The sequence below is a fragment of the Streptomyces sp. NPDC051576 genome (assembly GCF_040681835.1).
GTDB lineage: Bacteria > Actinomycetota > Actinomycetes > Streptomycetales > Streptomycetaceae > Streptomyces.
The window spans coordinates 305601-323904 of sequence record NZ_JBFAZO010000003.1 but is presented as its reverse complement, the minus strand read 5'-3'; the positions used below and the strand labels follow the sequence as shown (position 1 = coordinate 323904).

The window sequence follows — 18304 nt, the reverse complement described above, 5'->3', positions numbered from 1 at the left end:
TCCGCGGACGCGGGGGGGGGTTCTTTGCGGGGGGGGGGTGACTTGGGGGGGTGGGCGTGGAAGCCGTTCGCGTGCGGGGCGGGGTGGCGTCATGTTTCACGTGAAACATGACGCCTCCCGGCCACGGAGGAGGGTTCTCTTCAGAGGGGGAGCTTGAAGCCCACGTGTGAGGCGGTGAAGCCGAGCCGCTCGTAGAACCTGTGGGCGTCGGTACGGGTGATGTCAGAGGTGAGTTGAACCAGTTGGCAGTCCTGGCGGCGTGACTCGGCGATCGCCCATTCGATGAGCCGTGTGCCCAGGCCGCTGCCTCGCTCGTCCGCGTGGATGCGTACGGCCTCGATGATGGAGCGCGTGGCGCCCTTGCGGGACAGTCCGGGGATGACCGTGAGCTGGAGGGTTCCGACGACCCGGCCCTCGCGTACGGCGACGACCAGGTGCTGGTTCGGGTCGGCGGTCAGGCGTTCCAAAGCGGCCAGGTAGGGCGTCAGGTCGTCCGGCGACTCGCGCTGGGAACCGAGGGGGTCATCGGCGAGCATGTCGACGATGGCCGGGATGTCTTCGGTGATCGCGGCTCGTATTTCAAGATCTTCCATGGCCACACCTTAGGTACCGGTGTGCGATGCGTGACGGGTCTACGCGGGCACGTTCATCGACTCCACGACCCGGACCAGTGGCGCCAGCTCAGGGTTCTTGGCCGCTTCGTCGAGCGCCTCCCGCAGAGCGGTGTCATTGGTCGGTCGGGCCTCTTCGAGCAGTGCGAGGCCCGCCTCGCTGACGTTCGTGTAGATGCCACGCCGGTCGGTCGGGCACAGGTAGCGCGCGAGTAGACCGCGGTCCTCAAGCCGGGTGACCAGCCGGGTCGTGGCGCTCTGGCTGAGGACGACCGCGTCGGCGACCTGCCTCATCTGCAGATGGCCCCCGTCGCCGTCGTGCTGGCGGCTGAGCACGTCGAGCAGTGAGTACTCCCGCATGCTCAGGTCGTGCTTGGCCTGCAGGGCGCGCTCGATGTGCGCCTCGATTCTCCCGTGCAGCAAGGAGAGAGCGCACCAGCCCTGAGCAAGGGCGGTGAGTGCGGGGTCCGTCGCTGTCATTGGCGTTTCCTCCGTCCCGGAGCGGCTGAACCCAGGATAGAGCACAGGTGAAATAGTCCGCGCTTGCATATAGCCCGCGTCTGCAACTATTGTGAACGCACGCAAAGCGCTCCTGCAATCGTCTGGGAAGGGTACATCCCCATGCCTCTCGCGCTTCTGGCCCTCGCGATCGGGGCCTTCGGAATCGGAACGACCGAGTTCGTGATCATGGGCTTGCTGCCCCAGGTCGCGGGCGACTTCGGGGTCTCCATCCCCACCGCCGGACTTTTGGTCACGGGCTACGCGTTGGGTGTGGTGATCGGTGCCCCGCTGATGACCGTGCTCGGCACCAAGATCCCCCGCAAGCGGATGCTGATGCTTCTGATGGGCCTGTTCATCGTCGGCAACCTGCTCTCCGCCGTAGCCCCCAGTTTCTCGGTGATGCTGATCGGCCGGGTGGTCGCCTCGCTCGCCCATGGCGCCTTTTTCGGCATCGGCTCGGTCGTCGCCGCCGAGTTGGTCGCCCCGGACAAGAAGGCCGGAGCAATCGCGATGATGTTCACCGGGCTGACCGTCGCCAACGTCGTCGGCGTCCCGCTGGGCACCCTCGTCGGGCAGTCCATCGGCTGGCGTGTCACCTTCGCCGTCGTCGCGGGCCTCGGCGTGATCGGTCTGGCCGGCATCGCCAAACTCGTGCCCGACCTGCCCAGGCCCGAGGGCGTACACCTGCGGCACGAACTGGCCGCCTTCAAGAACACCCAGGTCCTGCTCGCCATGGCGATGACCGTCCTCGGCTTCGGCGGCGTCTTCGCGGCCATCACGTACATCGCGCCGATGATGACCCACGTCGCCGGCTTCGACGACGGCTCCGTCACCTGGCTGCTCGTCCTGTTCGGCCTCGGCATGGTCGGCGGCAACCTCGTCGGCGGCAAGTTCGCCGACCGTGCCCTGATGCCCATGCTCTACGTCTCGCTGGGCGCCCTTGCCGTGGTGCTCGCGCTCTTCACGTTCACCGCGCACAACAAGGTGGCGGCAGCCGTCACCGTCGCCCTCATCGGCGCTCTGGGCTTCGCCACCGTGCCGCCGCTGCAGAAGCGGGTCCTCGACCAGGCGCACGGCGCCCCGACGCTGGCCTCGGCCGTGAACATCGGCGCCTTCAACCTCGGCAACGCGCTGTCCGCCTGGCTCGGCGGCATCGTCGTCGCGGCCGGCTTCGGCTACACGGCGCCCAACTGGGTCGGCGCCGTCCTCGCCGCGGCCGCCCTGGTCCTCGCGATCCTCTCGGCCGCCCTGGAACGCCGTACCGGCGCCCACGGCGCGGTCGTCGCGGGCGGCCGGCCGAGCGAGCAGCGGACCGTCGTTCACCACTGACCCTGCCGGGCCGCAATCGGGATACGCGGGGCCAGGGTCGTCCCCGCACCTCCTGTCGGCCCCGACCATCCGACCGACACCGGAAACAGCAACACCCGCAAGGAGAAACCCTCATGACCACCGCCACAGCCGTAGCCCCACTGACCATCCAGGACGCCGAAGCGCTCGTCGCCCAGGCGCACCGAGCCGCGGAGGCCGCCGGGATCCCGGTCAGCGTCACCGTTTTGGACGCGGGCGGTCATCTGCTCGCATTCCGGCGGGACGACCAGGCTGTGCTGATCTCCGGGGAGACCAGCACCCGCAAGGCGTACACAGCGCTTCAGCTGAATGCGGCCACCGCCGACCTCGTTGACGCCGTCCAGCCCGGAGGCCTCTTCCACACCCTGCCCACCGCGCTCGACCGGCCGCTGCTGTTCATCGCCGGCGGTATCCCCGTGCACCGTGACGGCCGCCTGATCGGGGCGATCGGAGTCGGTGGCGGGGCGCCCACGCAGGACCACGGCTTCGCCCAGGCCGCCGTGGACGCGCTCGTCTGACGCCTGACGATGACGGAGACGTCGGTTCCCGAGCACGTCGGGAGCCGGCGTTCTTCGGAAGCCGTCACCCAGCCGCGACCGTCAGCGGAGCGAACCGCCGTGTCCAGTCGCCGGGCAGCTCCGCGATCCCGTATGTCATCACGGCGTTGAAGGCGCAGGAAGAGAGCCCGCGTTCCTTCGCCCAGGACAGCAGGTCCTCGTGGCGTACATCGATGTCGGTACGCAGCGGGCGGTCGGTTCGGGCGGCGAGTGAGGCGAGGAGAGCCTTGGCCGTCTCCGAGTCCTGTGCGATCAGGGGGCCCACGACCTGCGTGTCCATGTTGGGCCAGGCGGCCGCGTACCCGATGATCCGGCCGTTGTCCTCCGCCACCCGCAACTGGTCGGCGAAGGCGGGGAGCCGTGCGATGAGGGGCGTGCGATCGGCGCCGAACACCGCCTCGTCGAGCCGCAGGATGCCGGCGAGGTCCACGGCCGTGGCCGCGCGGGTGGCGATCCGGGACTCCGGTCCAGCAGGGGTGAAGTGACCGCGCAGCATCTCGGCGTGGCCGGTCACCTTGAATCCGAGTTCCTCGTAGAGCGGGCGGCCGTACGGGGTCGCGTGCAGGGTCAGTGGCGTGGCGCCCGCAGCCGAGACCAGATGCTGCATCAGCCGGCGCCCCACGCCTCGGCGGGCATGCCGCTCGGCGACCAGGACCATACCGATGGCAACGAGTTCCGGGCGGTCCTGTGGGCCGTACTCGGTGACGACAGATGCCGCGACGAGTCCGCCCTCGGGATCGTCGATGCCGTAGCCCTTTCCCGCGCTGAGGAGGAAGCCCCACTTGTGTTCCTCGCGTGGCCACCCCCGGTCCTCGGACAAGTCCGCGCAGGCTATGCGGTCGCGGAGCGTCAGCCGGCGGATGGGCAGAGCGGCGAGGGAAGGAGTCGGCACGCAGGTCAGGCTGTCTGACGGGCGTTGTCGGCGTCCACCTGTTTCCGGTTGTTCCCGGCGCGACATACGTGCTTTTGGCCATGTCAGCAGCGCCTGCACAACGCCCCGAAAGAAGCCGGATGTTTCACGTGAAACACCGGCGAACGCCGAGCAGCAGGCAAGCTCGCGGAAGGCGCCCACAGTGTGGCCCACTAGCCTCGTTGCCCATGACGAGACTTCATCTCTTCGATCTCGACGGCACATTGCTGCGTGGAACGAGCGCGCCCGTGGAGATCTCACGGCAACTCGGTCTGGAGGCCGAGACGGCCGTACTTGATCAGGAGATCTCCGCCGGGCTGATTGGCCCGCCGGAGTATGCGACCCGCGTGTACACGCTGTGGGCGGATCTCACCGAGGCGCATGTGGCGGCGGCCTTCGATGGGGCCCCTTGGTTGGCGCGGATCCGTGAAGTCTGGGCAGAGATCAGGAACGCCGGTGAATACTGCGCCGTCGTATCGCTCTCGCCTTCCTTCTTTGTGGAGCGGCTCACAGGCTGGGGCGCGCATGCGGCACACGGATCGCTCTTTCCCGCTGTGCCTTTCACCGAGCCTTCCATGGATCTGGGTGGAGTCCTCAGCTCGGCGGCCAAAGTGGTGATCGCGGATCGGCTGTGCGGGGAGTTCGGGGTGACGAGAACCGATTGCGTCGCCTATGGCGACTCGATGTCGGACAAGGATCTGTTCGGTGCCGTGCCCGTCTCCGTCGCGGTCAACGCCGATCAGCATCTTTCGGGTCTTGCGACCCACTCCTATGCGGGGCGGGATCTGTGGGATGCCTACGAACTGGTGCGCAGCGCCCGGTAGTTGAGGGAATCGATGGTCGCCCCTCCCTCTGTTCTTGGGGGAGCGAGGCGGGAGTTGTGGGCGGAACGCGCGCCAGTAGGGTCGCCTCCGGTTCTTGTCCGGAGCGGGATGCCGCACAGGAGTACTGCGTCCGGTCAGCAGGCCCGCGACGAGCGGCCGCCCATGGAGGGTTGGTCCGGCAGGGTGTAGCACCCGACCAGGAGCGAATACCGTCGCCGGAGACCGCCCCGCAGCCCGGCCGCGCCCGCCCGGGCGCTGTCTCCCGCGCCCGCGCCGACCGCGCCCCCGCTGTCCGCCGGCGAGACGGCTCTTGATGCCGTGCGAGTGCCCGCCCAGCGTTCGTCTGGTCCTGTCATCGGGAACGCGTCTCCTGACGCCGTACTCTGCGATGAACACCCAGCGGGACCGGCTCCTAAGGGTGCTGCTCACCGCGGCCAAGCACATCGACAACACCGAGGTCCTCGTCGCGTATCTGCGGAATCTCGGCCGCGGACACCACAAGTACGGCACCTGGGCCGAGCACTACCCGGCCGTCGGCGAGTGCCTCATCGGCGTTCTGAACAAATACGCCTCGGCCGTCTGGGACGCGGAGACGGAGGCGGCCTGGGTCAGGACGTACACGACGATCTCGCAGGTCGTGATCGACTTGGCCACCGCGGGCGAACTGCGTGCCCCGGCCTGGTGGCACGCCTGGGGTCGTCACCCACGACCTCAGGACCCGGGACGTCGCGGTCGTCACCGTCCGCCCGGACCAGCCCTATCCCTTCCTCGCCGGGCAGTACACGAGCCTCGAGACACCTTGGTGGCCGCGGATCTGGCGCCACTACTCCTTCGCCTCGGCGCCCCGCTCGGACGGTCTGCTGACCTTCCATGTGAAGGCCGTCCCGGCGGGCTGGGTCTCGAACGCGCTGGTGCACCGCGCCCGGCCCGGCGATGTCACCCGGCTCGGTCCGCCGACCGGCTCGATGACCGTGGACCACACCACGGGCACCGGACTGCTCTGCCTCGGCGGCGGCATCGGCATCGCGCCGATCAGGGCGCTGGTCGAGGACATCGCCGAGCGCGGTGAGCGGCGACCGGTGGAGGTGTTCTACGGCGCCCGTACGGACCACGACCTCTATGACATCGATACGTTGCTCCGGCTCCAGCAGTCGCATCCGTGGCTCTCGGTCCGGCCGGTCGTCGACCACCAAGCGTGTTCCCAACTCCCGGACGCCATACGGACGTACGGGCCATGGGGTGAGTACGACGGCTACGTCTCGGGCCCGCCCGGAATGATCCGCAGCGGTGTCGAACTGGTGACCACCGGGGACTGACGCGGCGCCGGAGGCGTCAGCCGAGGTCGGGAGCGTGCATCGCGCGGACCCCTTCGATGTTGCCGTCCAGATAGTGCCGTAGGGACAGGGGTACGAGATGGACGGACGCGATGCCGACCCGGGTGAACGGGACTCTGACGATCTCGTACTCGCCGAGGGGCTCGTCCACTTCGGGACCGTGGCGTAGGGCCGGGTCCATGGACTCCAGGCGGCAGACGAAGAAGTGCTGCACCTTCACACCGGTCGAGGCCGCGTCCGCGCCGATGTGTTCGACGGTGTCCACGAAGCAGGGCACCGCGTCGGTGATCTTGGCGCCGAGTTCCTCGTACACCTCCCGGTGGAGGGCGTCGACGACGGTGGTGTCCCCGGGCTCGACCCCGCCACCGGGCGTCACCCAGTAGGGATCCACACCGGGTTTGGTGCGCTTGATCAGGATCAGGGCGTCGCCGTCAAGGAGAACGGCACGTGCGGTGCGCTTGACCACGGGTCGGACGGTCATGGGAGAAATGTGGCCCGGCTGGTTCCACGTGAAACATCGCAAAACGTGACCTTGGCGGTTCAGAGCGTGATGTTCGGCGTACTCGTTGCGAGGCGGCGGCAAAGTGCCTGCTCAGCCCCAGTCCGTGGCCGCCCGCTGCAGCCACTCGTGGGCCCGGGCTATGTGCGGCATCGCGAGAGTGCCGGTCCGGACCACCAGGAAATACGTCCGCAGCGGTGGTACCGCGGGCTCGTGGAGCGGGACGACCTCACCGCGTTCGAGTGCCAAGGCGCACAGATAGCGGGGCAGTACCGCGAGGCCGGCGCCCGCTGTCGCGCAGGCGAGGACCGCGCGCAGGTCGGGCACGATGACGGCGCCCGGGGTGGCCGGACGGGAGTCGAAGACGGAGGCCCAGTACCGGGAGACGAAGGGCAGCGACTCGTGGACCTCGACCACGGGAAGGTCGTCCAGTGCGGGCGCGTCCTTGGGTTCGGGGTTCGCGGAGTCGATCTGCGCGGCCCAGTGCGGGGCGGCGACCAGGATGTGTTCCTCGTCGCAGAGTGTTGTCGCGGTAAGTAGAGCACCTCGCGGACGGGCCGTGCTGATGGCCAGATCATGATGTCCGGCGGCCAGCCCCTCCAGGGTCTCCTCGGCGTTCCCGAAGGACGCGCGCAGCGCGAAGCCCTGGCCGTCGTCACCGGTCAGCTCCGTGAGCGCGGGCAGTGCCCGCTCGGCGGTGAACTCCGGGGGGCCGGCGAGATGCAGGGTGCGCAGTGAGGAGTCGTTGTCGGGCCCGGTCTCGGCTATCTCGACGAGGGCGTCGAGATGCGGTGCGGCCTTGTGCGCGAGTTCGTCGCCCATCGTCGTGGGTGTGACCCCGCGGGCCTGGCGCAGGAACAGCGGGCGGCCCAACTGCCGTTCCAGGGTGCGGATCTGGGATGTTACCGCCGGCTGGGAGAGGCCGAGCAGGGCTGCGGCGCGAGTGAAGGAGCCGGCTCGGTGCACCGTCACGAAGGTGCGCAGCAAGGCCAGATCCATGGCACGCACTCTCCTCTCCCCGCCCTTCCTCCGGCCCCGGGCAGGGCCCAACTATAAATAAGTCGATAGGTCGCTGTCGCTACTGTGATTGGACACTGACACAGAGTCAACTAGCCTTGTGCGCGTGGTTCTTCGCGCGCAGAACCGGGGACGGTCCGAGCCACGAGGGGGGAGGCTCGGACCGTCCGTTGTGCGTAGCCGGACACCGACCGGCGGGACGTAAAGCGCTCAGCGCGCCGACTCGTCCAGCGCACGCAGCACATCGGCCACCAGGTCCTCCGGATCCTCGGCGCCGACCGAGAAGCGAATGAAGCCTTCCGGCACGGCGTCCCCTCCCCAGCGTCCCCGGCGTTCTGCGGTGGACCGCACCCCGCCGAAGCTCGTCGCGTCGTCCACGAGCCGCAGCGCGTCGAGGAAACGCTCGGCACGCGCGCGCGTGGGCAGCGTGAACGAAACCACACACCCGTAGCGCCGCATCTGCCGCGAGGCGATCTTGTGCGAGGGGTCGTCAGGCAGTCCCGGATAGCGCAGCCCGGTCACCTCGGCCCGTCCGCGCAAGGCCTCGGCGAGCGTCAGCGCCGTGGCGTTCTGCCGGTCGACGCGCAGTTGGAGCGTGGCGATCGAGCGGTGCGCGAGCCAGGCCTCCATGGGCCCGGAGATCGCGCCGACGATCTTGCGCCAGCGGCGTACGGCGGCCATCGCGGGGGCGTTGGTTCCGGCGACGTATCCGAGCAGGACGTCCCCGTGCCCGGTGAGCTGCTTGGTGCCGCTCGCCACGGAGAAGTCGGCGCCGAGCTCCAGCGGGCGCTGTCCCAGGGGTGTGGCGAGGGTGTTGTCGACAGCCACGAGGGTGCCACGCGCGTGTGCCGCCTCGACGAGCCGACGAATGTCGCACACGTCGAGGCCGGGGTTCGAGGGGGTCTCGATCCACAGCAGTTTCGCGCCGTCGAGAAGGTCGAGCTGGGCGTCCCCGCCGGTCGGCGCGGTGCGCACCTCGATGCCGTACGCCTCCAACTGCCCGCGCACCAGGGGCAGCACCTGATAGCCGTCGTCGGGCAGTACGACCGTGTCGCCGGCGCGTAGCTGGGAGAAGAGCACCGACGAGATGGCGGCCATGCCGGAGGCGAACACGAGCGTCTCGACGCCGTCCTGCCCGGGGGCCTCCAGCTCGCCGATGGCGCGCTCCAGATGGGTCCAGGTCGGGTTCTCGTCACGGCCGTAGGCGTACGGGCCCGTCACCTCGCCCGGGAGATGGAAGTGTGCGGCGAACACCGGTCCGGGCAGCGTCGGTTCATGCCTGACCGGCTCGGGCAGCCCGGCCCGCACCGCGCGTGTGCCGTCCCCGGCACCCCTGCCTGCGGCGGAATCACTCATACCGCTCGTCCCTCCACTTCCTCACGCACCACGGCGAGCAGGCCCTCGCTCGCCGCCTCCACCATCTCAAGGCACTCCTCGAAGCCGTCCAGACCCCCGTAGTACGGGTCCGGTACGTCGAGGTCGTCGCCGGCGGCGGGGTCGTAGGAACGGAGCAGGTGGATCTTTTGAGCGTCCTGCTCCGTCGGTGCGAGGCGGCGCAGGGCCTTGCGGTGGCCGGTGTCGAGGGCGATGACGAGGTCCAGGCGGGAGAACCAGGAGGCCTGGAACCGGCGTGCGACATGGTCGGTCCCGTAGCCGTGCTCCTCCAGGACGGCGACGGCGCGCGGGTCCGCGCCGTCGCCCTCGTGCCAGCCGTCCGTGCCCGCGCTGTCGACCTCGATCAGGCCGTCCAGCCCGGCCTCGGCCACTCGCGCGCGGAAGACCGATTCGGCCATCGGCGAGCGGCAGATGTTGCCGGTGCAGACGAAGCTGACGCGGTAGGCCATCGCGCGCTCAGTCCCCTTCGGGCAGGACGACGTTGAGCGCCCAGGAGACGACCGAGATGATCAGTCCGCCCAGGACGGCGGTCCAGAATCCGTCGACGTGGAAACTCAGGTCGAGCTTGTCGGCCAGCCACGAGGTGAGCAGCAGCATCAGCGCGTTGACCACCAAGGTGATCAGACCGAGCGTCAGGATGAACAGCGGGAAGGTCAGCACCTTGACGATCGGCTTCACGAGGAAGTTCACCAGGCCGAAGACCAGGGCGACGAGGATCAGGGTCCAGACCTTCTTGAACGTGCTGTCACCGGTCAGGGTGATCTTGTCGAGCAGCCATACGGCGACCGCCAGGGCGCCCGCGTTGGCGATCGTCTTGACTAGAAAATTCTTCATGTGTCTGATCGTGACAGAAGAGATCGACTCCGAGCGTGGACGAGGGCGATGAAGGCATTCCGGTTGGATGAACTGGAGGCGGAGCGTGCCGCCAACGACGGCGCATATCTGCAGTTCCTGCGCGAGAAGAACATGTCGGTCGGCCTGTACGCGCTCGACTCCGGTGAGCACGACCGGCAGCAGCCGCACAACCAGGACGAGGTGTACTTCGTCGTGAGCGGCCGGGCCGCGATCACCGTCGGAATGGAGACCACCCAGGTGGCGCGCGGCAGCGTGGTCTACGTGCCGGCCGGGGTTGCCCACAAGTTCCACCACATCAGCGAGGATCTGCGGGTGCTGGTGGTCTTCTCTCCACCGGAAGCCTGACCCGCGTCTCAGGGTTCCCTAGGGGGACGGTCAGGGGAGGACAAGGGGCGCGAGGCCCCCGTTCCGCCTTCGGCCGCCCTAGCATCGGGTGCAGGACATCAGAGATCCGGCACTGGAGTGCCGGACACCGACAGGACCCGGTGCGATCGACGGGCGGAGAGGTAAAGGACGAGGGCGATGCGAGAGATCTTCGGCGGACTGCCGTGGTGGGTTAAGTGGGTCGCGGTGCCGGTCATCGCCCTGGTCGTGTTCGGCGGGCTGATAGCAACCGTCGTGGGCTTTGTCATCGGACTGCTCTTCAAGGCGCTGGTCTTCGTCGCGCTCGTCGGCGGACTGATCTATGTGGTGCGGAAGTTCACGTCGAGCTCCTCCTCACGCAGCGACTGGTGAGGTCCCTGCTGGGCAACCGGTGATCGGTAACAGGAATCACCGGTTCCCTCGGGCGAGGGAAGTTTTCCGGACCGGCCGTCCGCAGGCGGTGGCGGGCCGTTAAAGTCCGGAACTCGCCGCGGGGACGAACCCCGCGGGCGGCGCACCCCCTCCCCGTGTTCCCCGCACGGGCTGCCCCCCTCGCGCTCCGGAAGTGACCCTTGGCCACGGTTGACACCGCATCCGTCGAACCACACGCACCTCTCACCCAGACCGTCCCCTCCACCTGGCCGCAGTCAGTGGCGCTCCCCGCACAGCTCCGTCCCGTGGCGGCCCCGCCGCGGCAACGCTCCGCGACACCCCCGGACCAGCAGCAGTCCGCCGTCACACTCATCGGTTCCGTCCAGCGGGCCATGCGTCTGCTGGAGTCCGTCGCCGGACATGAACACGGCGCCCCCGCCAAGCAGTTGGCCCGCGAGACCGGCCTCGCGCTTCCCACGACGTACCACCTGCTGCGCACCCTCGTGCACGAGGGTTACCTGCGCCGCGACAAGGGGCTGTTCTTCCTCGGTGAAGCGGCCGAGCGGCTGAGCAGCAGCGGAGCGCAGGAGAAACGTCGCAGCACGATCGTCGACGTGTTGGCCGCCTGGCGGGATTCGATCGGCGTACCGGTCTACTACGCGATGTACCGCGACGGCGAGATCGAGGTCATGTGCGTCTCCGACAGCCCCGGCAATCCGGCGGTCGAGGAGTGGGCCGACTTCCGTGAGACGGGGCACGCGCACGCGATCGGCCAGTGCCTGCTGGCCCAACTCGACGAGGATGCCCGGCGTGACCACCTCGATCGCTACCCCGTGCGGTCCCTCACCCCCTACACCGTGCGGGACGGCCACTCCCTGCTGCGGCGCGTGGACCGGATGCGGCGGATGGAGCTGGTGGTGGAGCGTCAGGAGTACGCGCTGGGGACGGTCTGTGCGGCGATTCCGATCACGCTCGGCACCACGGCCGCCACGATGGCCATTTCCCTCCCCTCGCATCAGGCCGAACGGCTGATGACCGCAGCTCGGCAACTGCAGAGTGAGGTCGGCAGGCTTCTGGGGTCGCTCGCGCTCTCTATCAGTATCTGAAAAATTACTCCTTGTGATCTAACGTGTACGTTCAGCAATATTCCTTCAGTGTCACGGGGATGATTCCCGGCCAGTCGACGGCAATTGACGGGATAGGCGATGCGCGAGTCCGTACAGGCAGAGGTCATGATGAGCTTCCTCGTCTCCGAGGAGCTCTCCTTCCGTATCCCGGTGGAACTGGGTTATGAGACATGCGATCCGTACGCCGTGCGGCTGACCTTCCATTTGCCGGGAGATGCCCCGGTGACCTGGGCTTTCGGCCGTGAGCTGCTGATCGACGGGGTGGGCGGGCCGTGCGGGGAGGGCGATGTACACATCGCGCCCGTGGACCCCGACACCTTGGGTGAGGTGCTGATCCGGCTTCAGGTGGGCAGCGACCAGGCGGTGTTCCGCACCGGAGCGGCACCGCTCGTGACGTTCCTCGACCGCACCGACCGGCTGGTTCCGCTCGGCCAGGAGGGCGCCCTCGCGGACTTCGACGCCCACCTCGACGAGACCCTGGACCGCATCCTGGCGGAGGAGCAGAGCGCGGGGTGACGTGGTGAGGCGGCGACGGGGGGGCGTAACGCTTCGTCAGGGGTCCTGAAGCCCGCGGAGGCGTCTGTAGAGGCTTGAAGTCCCATGGGGCGCCGGGAGATGAAGGTTCGCAGGAACGCTTCTCCTCGGCCCTGTGGAGGCGGTTCTCGCCGCCCTCAGTGCTTGCGGCGTCGGCCCTTCCCGCCGCGAGCCGCCGCGGGCTTGGCATCCGGCGCCGCCGTGGCCGCTGCCGGGACACCCACCGGAGCTGTTGCGGGTCCCGGCCGGTCCGCCGAGACCACAAGGGCCGCGAGGGCCGTGGTGACCGGTACCGACGCGACGAGGCCGATCGAGCCCACCAGTGTGCGCACGATCTCCTCGGCGACCAGTTCGCTGTTGGCGACGGCGCCCACGCTGCTCTGTGCGATGGAGAAGAGGAGCAGCAGGGGCAGGGCGGCACCGGCGTAGGCGAGGACGAGGGTGTTGACGACCGAGGCGATGTGGTCGCGGCCGATGCGGATGCCGGCGCGGTAGAGGCCGCGCCAGCCCATTGCCGGGTTGGCCTCGTGCAGTTCCCAGACGGCCGAGGTCTGGGTGACCGTCACGTCGTCGAGGACGCCGAGGGAGCCGATGATGACGCCGGCAAGCAGCAGGCCGCTCATGTCGATCGACGGGTACAACCCGTGGATGAGGCCGGTGTTGTCGTCCGTGTTGCCGGTGAGTGCGGCCCAGCCGATGAACACCGAGCCCAGGATGCCGATCAGTACCAGTGACATGAGTGTGCCGAGGACCGCCACGGAGGTGCGGGCCGACAGGCCGTGGCACAGGTAGAGGGCGATGAGCATGATGGCGCTCGACCCGACCACCGCCACGATCAGCGGGTTGGAGCCGTGCAGGATCGCGGGCAGGATGAAGAAGTTCAGGATCATGAAGCTGATGGCCAGCGCGATCAGTGCCATGACGCCGCGCAGCCGGCCCACCACCACGACGGCCAGCGCGAAGATCCCGGCGAGCAGTGCCATCGGGAACTTACGGTCCACGTCGGTGACCGAGTACTGCAGATCCCGGGGTGCGGAAGGCTCGTAGGCGACCACGACCTTCTCGCCCTGGTGCAACTGGCGTGACTGGTCGGGCTGCACGATCTCCGTGAACGTACGGCCCTTGTCCTTGCCGGTGGTGACCGTGACCGTGGCCTTCTTACAGGTGCCGCCCGCCTCCTGCTGCGCGGAGGAGCCCTCGGCGGTGGACGTGTCACCGGTCGCGCTCTCGCCCGAGGCGTTCACCGACGCGCAGCTCACGCTGACGACCTTGGTGACTGTCGCCTGCTGTGTCTGCCGGTCGAAGCCGACCCCGGTGCGCTTGTGCGACGGAGCGCCGCCGGGCCACAGCACCACCATGCCCACCACGACCGCGACCGTGAACGGGATCAGGATCGCCGCGATGACCTTCCGCAGATGGCGGGAGACGGGCGCGGCGGGCCCATGGCTGTGGCTGTGCGAATGACCGTGCCCACCGTCCGCTCCGGAGTTGTGGCCACCGTCCCCACCTGAGCCGTGGTCGTCTCCTGAACCGGAGCCATGGCTGCCGCCGGAACCGTGTCCGTGGTCGTGGCCATGCTGCGGCCCGGTCGGCGGGTACGGGGGCTGCTGCGTCGTGGTCACCGCCCGATCATCGCAAGAACGCCGGGGGCCCACTGTTCACCGCGCCACATATGACGCTAGCGTGGAGGCACCTTTGCACACGCGGGAGCTCGGAGCACCGGGCTGAGAGGGCGCTGACCTTCGTCTTTGCTTTGTTTCACGTGAAACGTCACCTGAATCGAGTGATGTTTCCCATGGAACATCGGCTGACGGAAGCCGCTGCGTCGACCGCCGAACCTGTTACCGGGTAATGCCGGCGTAGGGAGTAGGTCTCATGACCAACAAGGACGCACACACGTCTGCCGTCAGCCAGGACGAACAGCCCATCGGCTGGCACAAGGGGTATGTCGAGGGCTCACGCCCCGATCTGCGGGTGCCGGTTCGTCAGGTGCACCTCACCAATGGACAGTCGGTGACGCTGTACGACACCTCCGGCCCGTACACCGATCCGCTCGTCGACACCGATGTCCGTAGGGGCCTGGCGCCAGTGCGGGAGAACTGGATCATCGCCCGCGGCGACACGGAGGAGTACGCCGGTCGTCCCGTCCGCCCCGAGGACGACGGGATCAAGCACACGTCACCGCGTGGTGGACTGCGCAACCTCGACGCGGTCTTTCCCGGGCGGCCACGTCAGCCGCGGCGCGGACGTGACGGGACGGCGGTCACGCAACTCGCCTATGCGCGACGGGGCGAGATCACACCCGAGATGGAGTTCGTGGCTGTACGGGAGAAGGTTTCGCCCGAGGTGGTCCGTGAGGAGATCGCGGCGGGGCGGGCCGTGCTGCCGGCCAACGTCAATCACCCTGAGATCGAGCCAATGATCATCGGCAAGCGGTTCCTGGTGAAGGTCAACGCCAACATCGGCAACTCCGCGGTCACTTCCTCCATCGAGGAGGAGGTCGAGAAGATGACCTGGGCGACCCGCTGGGGCGCCGACACGGTCATGGACCTGTCCACCGGCCGCAACATCCACACCACCCGCGAGTGGGTGCTGCGCAACTCCCCCGTCCCCATTGGCACGGTGCCGCTCTATCAGGCGCTCGAAAAGGTCGACGGCCGCGCCGAGGAGCTGACCTGGGAGATCTACAAGGACACGGTCGTCGAACAGGCCGAACAGGGCGTGGACTACATGACGGTCCACGCGGGTGTCCGGCTGCCGTTCGTCCCGCTGACGGCGAACCGCAAGACCGGCATCGTCTCGCGCGGCGGCTCGATCATGGCGGCTTGGTGCCTCGCGCACCACAAGGAATCGTTCCTCTACGAGAACTTCGAAGAACTGTGCGAGATTCTCGCCGCCTACGACGTCACGTACTCGCTGGGCGACGGTCTGCGGCCGGGGTCGATCGCGGACGCCAACGACGAGGCGCAGTTCGCGGAATTGCGGACCCTCGGGGAACTCAACACGATCGCGAAGCGTTTGAACGTACAGACCATGATCGAGGGCCCGGGACATGTCCCGATGCACAAGATCAAGGAGAACATCGACCTTCAGCAGGAGATCTGTGATGAAGCTCCGTTCTATACGCTCGGCCCGCTGACGACGGACGTCGCGCCGGCGTACGACCACATCACCTCCGGCATCGGTGCCGCGATGATCGCCTGGTGGGGCACGGCCATGCTCTGCTATGTCACGCCCAAGGAGCACTTGGGCCTGCCCAACCGTGACGACGTCAAGACCGGCGTCATCACCTACAAGATCGCCGCCCACGCAGCCGACCTCGCCAAGGGGCACCCAGGTGCACAGGAGTGGGATGACGCGTTGTCCGACGCCCGGTTCGAATTCCGCTGGGAGGACCAGTTCAACCTGGCCCTCGATCCGGACACGGCACGGGAGTTCCACGACGAGACGCTGCCGGCGGAGCCGGCCAAGACGGCGCACTTCTGCTCCATGTGCGGGCCGAAGTTCTGCTCGATGAAGATCTCCCAGGACATCCGCCGCGAACACGGCGGCAGCAAGGCGGAGGTCGAGGAGGGCATGGCTCAGAAGTCGAAGGAGTTCGCGGCGGCGGGTAACCGGGTGTATCTGCCGATCGCCGACTGACGACGACCGCCTAGCTCTTCGGTGTGCGGCACAGGACGTGGTCGACGAGGGTGCCTGTCGCGCGGTTGAGGGCGGCCAGGCCGGGTGGCGCGGTGGTGGTCGTGATGGAGACGGTCACCGCGCGCCTGCCGTCCGCGCTCACCGCGGGGCGGGTGTTGACGCCCGCTCCGTCGCCCTCGTGGGTGTAGTAGTAACCGCCGCAGGAGAGCGGGATCCTGCGCAGGCCGAGGCCGTAGGTGCCCTCGGGCATCTCGGCCACGTCCTCCGGGTCGTCGGTCCGCTCGACGGTCTGCCGCATCTCGCGCCACTGCTCGGCGGGGAGCAGTCTGCCGCCGGCCAGGGTGCGGAAGAAGGTGTTCAGGTCGGCGGTGGTGCTCACCACACCGGAGTCCGCGGTGTGCTGGAGGCTGTGATCGGTGACGTCGAGACGCTTGCCGTCCGGGGTCGTCAGATAGGCGTTGACATGAGGGTCCGGCAGGAACGGATCGAGCCCAGGAATGGAGGTGTTGCGCAGTCCCAGTTTCGCGATCACGCGGTGCTCGACCAGGTCCTGCCAGCCGGCGCCGCCGGCCTTCTCGGCGATCATCGCGGCCAGCAGGTAGTTGGTGTTGGAGTACGCCCATCGGGTGGCCCCGCCCGGACGCGGTAGGAACAGCGGCTGGTGCTGCATCGCCACCGCGACCAGGTCGGCCGCCGGGGTGGTGTCGTAGCGGTTCTCGTCGAAGTGGTTGAGTAGGCGGTCCTGGATCCCCGGGTCGTCGATGTAGTCGTACAGGCCGCTGGTCTGGCGGAGGAGGTCGCGGACGGTGATGCGGCCGCCGTCGTTGCCGTTGCCCGTCACGACTCCAGGCAGCCAGTGCTCGACGGTGTCGTCGAGCGACAGCCGCTTCTCCGCCACGAGTTGCAGGACGACGGTCGCCACGAACGTCTTCGTCGTGCTGGCCACCCGGAAGTGAGCGTTCCAGGGGATCGGGGCCGGGGAGCCGGCGGTGCGGGTGCCGATGCGGGCCATGAGTGGCGGGCCGGTGGGTCCGTCGACCCTGGCCAGCACGTTCACATCGCCGCCGCCGGCCCTCCGTACGGCGGCCAGGTCCTGCCGGAGCGTGGCCTCGGCGGAGGAGCGCCCCGGCTGGGTGTGCCCGGCGGTGGTGGCGGTCGCGGCCGCGGGTGAGCCCAGGGTGAGCAGCGCCGCTGCCAGCACGGCTGAGCAGGTCTTCTTCGAGGACGGCATGTGCATGGTCGAATCCCCCGGTGCGCTGGGTGGTGATCGGTGACGATCACCAGCCAACCGGATCCCGGCGCGGGAGAGGATGGGACTGTCCTCAGAATGAGGGGTGTACGTAACCCCCTACGAGTCAGAGGAGTTGGTCGAGTCGGTCACGGTACGAGGAGGAGCTTGCCCGTGGTGCGCCTGGCCTCGATGGCGCGGTGGGCCTCGGTGGCTTCGGCCAGCGGGTAGCGGCGGTCGACGGAGACCTGTAGCCGACCGGCCTCGATGTGTTCGGTGACCTGCTTCAGGTGGGCACCTGAGGGCTCGGCCGTGACCCATGTGTAGCGAAGGCCACGGGCGGCGGCCTGTTGCTCGTCCGTACCCGGGTCGATCGACGCGCCGATGAGCAGACCGTCCGGCCGGAGCACGTCGAGGGACTGGGGGCCGTAGGCGCCGCCGACCAGGTCCAGGACCGCGTCCACCGGGGCGACGGTGGTCCGGAAGTCGGTGGCCGTGTAGTCGATGAGTTCGTCGGCGCCCAGTTCGCGCAGGAAGTCGTGGTGAGCCGGGCGGGCCGTGCCGATGACGTACGCGCCGAGTTCCTTGGCCAGTTGGACGGCGACGTGGCCGACGCCGCCCGCCGCCGCGTGGATCAGCACGCGGTCGCCTGGGCCGACTCGCGCCAGTACGGCCAGGGACTGCCATGCGGTGACCGCGACCAGGGGTATGGCCCCGGCGTGCGCGAGGTCGAGGTTCTTCGGCGCGGGCGCCAGCGCGTCGGCCGGTGAGGCGGTGAACTCGGCGTAGGCGCCGCGCTGCGAGACGGGAAGCATGCCGTACACCTCGTCGCCAGGCGCGAACCGGGTCACGCCCTCGCCGACCCGCTCGACGACGCCGGCCACGTCGTTGCCCGGCGTCCACGGCAGGGGGACCAACTCCGGCACGCGGCCGGAGCGGAGCACCGCGTCACCGGGGTTGACGCCGGCGCCGGCCACCCGCAGGAGCACCTCGCCGGGGCGGGGCTCGGGGACGTCGGTCTCGACGTAGGCGAGCGTCTCGGGGCCGCCGAACGCGGATTGGACGATGGCGTGCATGCGGGCGGGCATACGGGCTCCTCAACAGCAGGGCGTGGGGCGTGCGTGGAGTACCGGCTGATCCGACTGTGCCGGGAGAAAGGGGGAGTTCGACGAGCGCATCGCTCAGCGG

At 68.6% G+C, this 18304-nt stretch carries 20 protein-coding genes, 1 pseudogene and 1 riboswitch; of the genes and pseudogenes, 9 read left to right on the top strand and 12 right to left on the bottom strand.

Going from position 1 to position 18304, the window contains the following annotated elements; all coding sequences use genetic code 11:
- Positions 1-140 precede the first annotated feature (140 nt).
- Both AB0M63_RS11285 and AB0M63_RS11280 read right to left on the bottom strand, forming a co-directional pair.
- Entirely contained in the window at positions 141-593 is a 453-nt protein-coding gene (locus AB0M63_RS11285; RefSeq protein ID WP_366019190.1) for a GNAT family N-acetyltransferase, read from the bottom strand.
- A gap of 39 nt (positions 594-632) precedes the next feature.
- A complete protein-coding gene (locus AB0M63_RS11280) occupies positions 633-1091 on the bottom strand; it encodes a MarR family transcriptional regulator (protein WP_355910316.1) in 459 nt (152 codons plus the stop codon).
- Between the two features lie 141 nt (positions 1092-1232).
- Here AB0M63_RS11280 and AB0M63_RS11275 point away from each other — a divergent pair, with 141 nt between their 5' ends.
- Both AB0M63_RS11275 and AB0M63_RS11270 read left to right on the top strand, forming a co-directional pair.
- Positions 1233-2441 carry an MFS transporter gene (locus AB0M63_RS11275; protein ID WP_366019189.1) on the top strand — a complete coding sequence of 403 codons (1209 nt, stop codon included), beginning with the start codon at positions 1233-1235 and terminating at the stop codon, positions 2439-2441.
- Positions 2442-2554: 113 nt separating this feature from the next.
- On the top strand, positions 2555-2977 hold the full coding sequence (locus AB0M63_RS11270; protein ID WP_366019188.1) for a heme-binding protein: 423 nt from the start codon (positions 2555-2557) through the stop codon (positions 2975-2977).
- A gap of 64 nt (positions 2978-3041) precedes the next feature.
- On the opposite strand, the gene AB0M63_RS11265 is transcribed toward AB0M63_RS11270, so the two are convergent.
- Positions 3042-3908, bottom strand: a complete 867-nt coding sequence (locus tag AB0M63_RS11265) for a GNAT family N-acetyltransferase (RefSeq protein WP_366019187.1) — start codon at positions 3906-3908, stop codon at positions 3042-3044.
- Positions 3909-4114: 206 nt separating this feature from the next.
- Between AB0M63_RS11265 and AB0M63_RS11260 the strand changes: the two genes are divergently transcribed.
- A complete protein-coding gene (locus tag AB0M63_RS11260) occupies positions 4115-4750 on the top strand; it encodes a haloacid dehalogenase-like hydrolase (protein ID WP_366019186.1) in 636 nt (211 codons plus the stop codon).
- Between the two features lie 134 nt (positions 4751-4884).
- Here AB0M63_RS11260 and AB0M63_RS11255 read toward each other — a convergent pair whose 3' ends face one another.
- On the bottom strand, positions 4885-5106 hold the full coding sequence (locus AB0M63_RS11255; RefSeq protein WP_366019495.1) for a hypothetical protein: 222 nt from the start codon (positions 5104-5106) through the stop codon (positions 4885-4887).
- Between AB0M63_RS11255 and AB0M63_RS11250 the strand changes: the two are divergent.
- A pseudogene (locus AB0M63_RS11250) lies at positions 5064-6042 on the top strand (globin domain-containing protein); the annotation flags it as partial. The gene AB0M63_RS11255 and the pseudogene AB0M63_RS11250 sit on opposite strands and share 43 nt — an antisense overlap.
- Before the next feature lie 40 nt (positions 6043-6082).
- Here AB0M63_RS11250 and AB0M63_RS11245 read toward each other — a convergent pair.
- The 5 genes from AB0M63_RS11245 to AB0M63_RS11225 form a co-directional block, all read right to left on the bottom strand.
- Positions 6083-6565: an NUDIX hydrolase gene (locus AB0M63_RS11245; RefSeq protein WP_366019185.1), complete on the bottom strand. Its 483-nt coding sequence runs from the start codon at positions 6563-6565 to the stop codon at positions 6083-6085.
- 111 nt (positions 6566-6676) lie between these two features.
- Complete coding sequence (locus AB0M63_RS11240; protein WP_366019184.1) at positions 6677-7582, bottom strand: LysR family transcriptional regulator; 906 nt, start codon at positions 7580-7582, stop codon at positions 6677-6679.
- Positions 7583-7810: 228 nt separating this feature from the next.
- Positions 7811-8956 (bottom strand): cystathionine gamma-lyase, encoded by a 1146-nt coding sequence (locus tag AB0M63_RS11235; protein ID WP_366019183.1) that lies wholly within the window; start codon positions 8954-8956, stop codon positions 7811-7813.
- Positions 8953-9444 carry a low molecular weight protein-tyrosine-phosphatase gene (locus AB0M63_RS11230; RefSeq protein ID WP_355910336.1) on the bottom strand — a complete coding sequence of 164 codons (492 nt, stop codon included), beginning with the start codon at positions 9442-9444 and terminating at the stop codon, positions 8953-8955. The genes AB0M63_RS11235 and AB0M63_RS11230 overlap by 4 nt, the downstream gene beginning before the upstream one ends.
- 7 nt (positions 9445-9451) lie before the next feature.
- On the bottom strand, positions 9452-9829 hold the full coding sequence (locus AB0M63_RS11225; protein ID WP_355910339.1) for a phage holin family protein: 378 nt from the start codon (positions 9827-9829) through the stop codon (positions 9452-9454).
- A gap of 48 nt (positions 9830-9877) precedes the next feature.
- On the opposite strand from AB0M63_RS11225, the gene AB0M63_RS11220 reads away from it, so the two are divergent.
- The 4 genes from AB0M63_RS11220 (at position 9878) to AB0M63_RS11205 (ending at position 12228) form a co-directional block, all read left to right on the top strand.
- Entirely contained in the window at positions 9878-10195 is a 318-nt protein-coding gene (locus tag AB0M63_RS11220; protein WP_262060822.1) for a cupin domain-containing protein, read from the top strand.
- Positions 10196-10372: 177 nt separating this feature from the next.
- Positions 10373-10585: a DUF5326 family protein gene (locus tag AB0M63_RS11215; protein ID WP_355910343.1), complete on the top strand. Its 213-nt coding sequence runs from the start codon at positions 10373-10375 to the stop codon at positions 10583-10585.
- Between the two features lie 371 nt (positions 10586-10956).
- Positions 10957-11691: a helix-turn-helix domain-containing protein gene (locus AB0M63_RS11210; RefSeq protein WP_366019475.1), complete on the top strand. Its 735-nt coding sequence runs from the start codon at positions 10957-10959 to the stop codon at positions 11689-11691.
- Between the two features lie 99 nt (positions 11692-11790).
- Positions 11791-12228: an SsgA family sporulation/cell division regulator gene (locus tag AB0M63_RS11205; protein WP_355910346.1), complete on the top strand. Its 438-nt coding sequence runs from the start codon at positions 11791-11793 to the stop codon at positions 12226-12228.
- A gap of 155 nt (positions 12229-12383) precedes the next feature.
- Here AB0M63_RS11205 and AB0M63_RS11200 read toward each other — a convergent pair whose 3' ends face one another.
- Complete coding sequence (locus AB0M63_RS11200) at positions 12384-13868, bottom strand: YibE/F family protein (RefSeq protein WP_366019182.1); 1485 nt, start codon at positions 13866-13868, stop codon at positions 12384-12386.
- 71 nt (positions 13869-13939) lie between these two features.
- A riboswitch (TPP riboswitch) is annotated at positions 13940-14129 on the top strand.
- Here AB0M63_RS11200 and thiC point away from each other — a divergent pair.
- Positions 14122-15888 (top strand): phosphomethylpyrimidine synthase ThiC, encoded by a 1767-nt coding sequence (gene thiC / locus AB0M63_RS11195; protein ID WP_355910352.1) that lies wholly within the window; start codon positions 14122-14124, stop codon positions 15886-15888. Its footprint overlaps the riboswitch before it by 8 nt.
- Positions 15889-15898: 10 nt before the next feature.
- On the opposite strand, the gene AB0M63_RS11190 is transcribed toward thiC, so the two are convergent.
- Both AB0M63_RS11190 and AB0M63_RS11185 read right to left on the bottom strand, forming a co-directional pair.
- Entirely contained in the window at positions 15899-17125 is a 1227-nt protein-coding gene (locus tag AB0M63_RS11190; RefSeq protein ID WP_366019181.1) for a serine hydrolase domain-containing protein, read from the bottom strand.
- Positions 17126-17265: 140 nt separating this feature from the next.
- A complete protein-coding gene (locus AB0M63_RS11185) occupies positions 17266-18204 on the bottom strand; it encodes an NADP-dependent oxidoreductase (RefSeq protein WP_366019180.1) in 939 nt (312 codons plus the stop codon).
- Between the last annotated feature and the right edge of the window lie 100 nt (positions 18205-18304).

Coding starts and splice junctions, on each gene's coding strand:
- AB0M63_RS11260 (WP_366019186.1), top strand. CDS start 4,115: ATGACGAGACTTCATCTCTTCGATCTCGACGGCACATTGCTGCGTGGA.
- AB0M63_RS11225 (WP_355910339.1), bottom strand. CDS start 9,829: ATGAAGAATTTTCTAGTCAAGACGATCGCCAACGCGGGCGCCCTGGCG.
- AB0M63_RS11280 (WP_355910316.1), bottom strand. CDS start 1,091: ATGACAGCGACGGACCCCGCACTCACCGCCCTTGCTCAGGGCTGGTGC.
- AB0M63_RS11270 (WP_366019188.1), top strand. CDS start 2,555: ATGACCACCGCCACAGCCGTAGCCCCACTGACCATCCAGGACGCCGAA.
- AB0M63_RS11235 (WP_366019183.1), bottom strand. CDS start 8,956: ATGAGTGATTCCGCCGCAGGCAGGGGTGCCGGGGACGGCACACGCGCG.
- AB0M63_RS11240 (WP_366019184.1), bottom strand. CDS start 7,582: ATGGATCTGGCCTTGCTGCGCACCTTCGTGACGGTGCACCGAGCCGGC.
- AB0M63_RS11185 (WP_366019180.1), bottom strand. CDS start 18,204: ATGCCCGCCCGCATGCACGCCATCGTCCAATCCGCGTTCGGCGGCCCC.
- AB0M63_RS11215 (WP_355910343.1), top strand. CDS start 10,373: ATGCGAGAGATCTTCGGCGGACTGCCGTGGTGGGTTAAGTGGGTCGCG.
- AB0M63_RS11285 (WP_366019190.1), bottom strand. CDS start 593: ATGGAAGATCTTGAAATACGAGCCGCGATCACCGAAGACATCCCGGCC.
- AB0M63_RS11245 (WP_366019185.1), bottom strand. CDS start 6,565: ATGACCGTCCGACCCGTGGTCAAGCGCACCGCACGTGCCGTTCTCCTT.
- thiC (WP_355910352.1), top strand. CDS start 14,122: ATGACCAACAAGGACGCACACACGTCTGCCGTCAGCCAGGACGAACAG.
- AB0M63_RS11220 (WP_262060822.1), top strand. CDS start 9,878: ATGAAGGCATTCCGGTTGGATGAACTGGAGGCGGAGCGTGCCGCCAAC.
- AB0M63_RS11205 (WP_355910346.1), top strand. CDS start 11,791: ATGCGCGAGTCCGTACAGGCAGAGGTCATGATGAGCTTCCTCGTCTCC.
- AB0M63_RS11255 (WP_366019495.1), bottom strand. CDS start 5,106: ATGACAGGACCAGACGAACGCTGGGCGGGCACTCGCACGGCATCAAGA.
- AB0M63_RS11230 (WP_355910336.1), bottom strand. CDS start 9,444: ATGGCCTACCGCGTCAGCTTCGTCTGCACCGGCAACATCTGCCGCTCG.
- AB0M63_RS11190 (WP_366019181.1), bottom strand. CDS start 17,125: ATGCACATGCCGTCCTCGAAGAAGACCTGCTCAGCCGTGCTGGCAGCG.
- AB0M63_RS11275 (WP_366019189.1), top strand. CDS start 1,233: ATGCCTCTCGCGCTTCTGGCCCTCGCGATCGGGGCCTTCGGAATCGGA.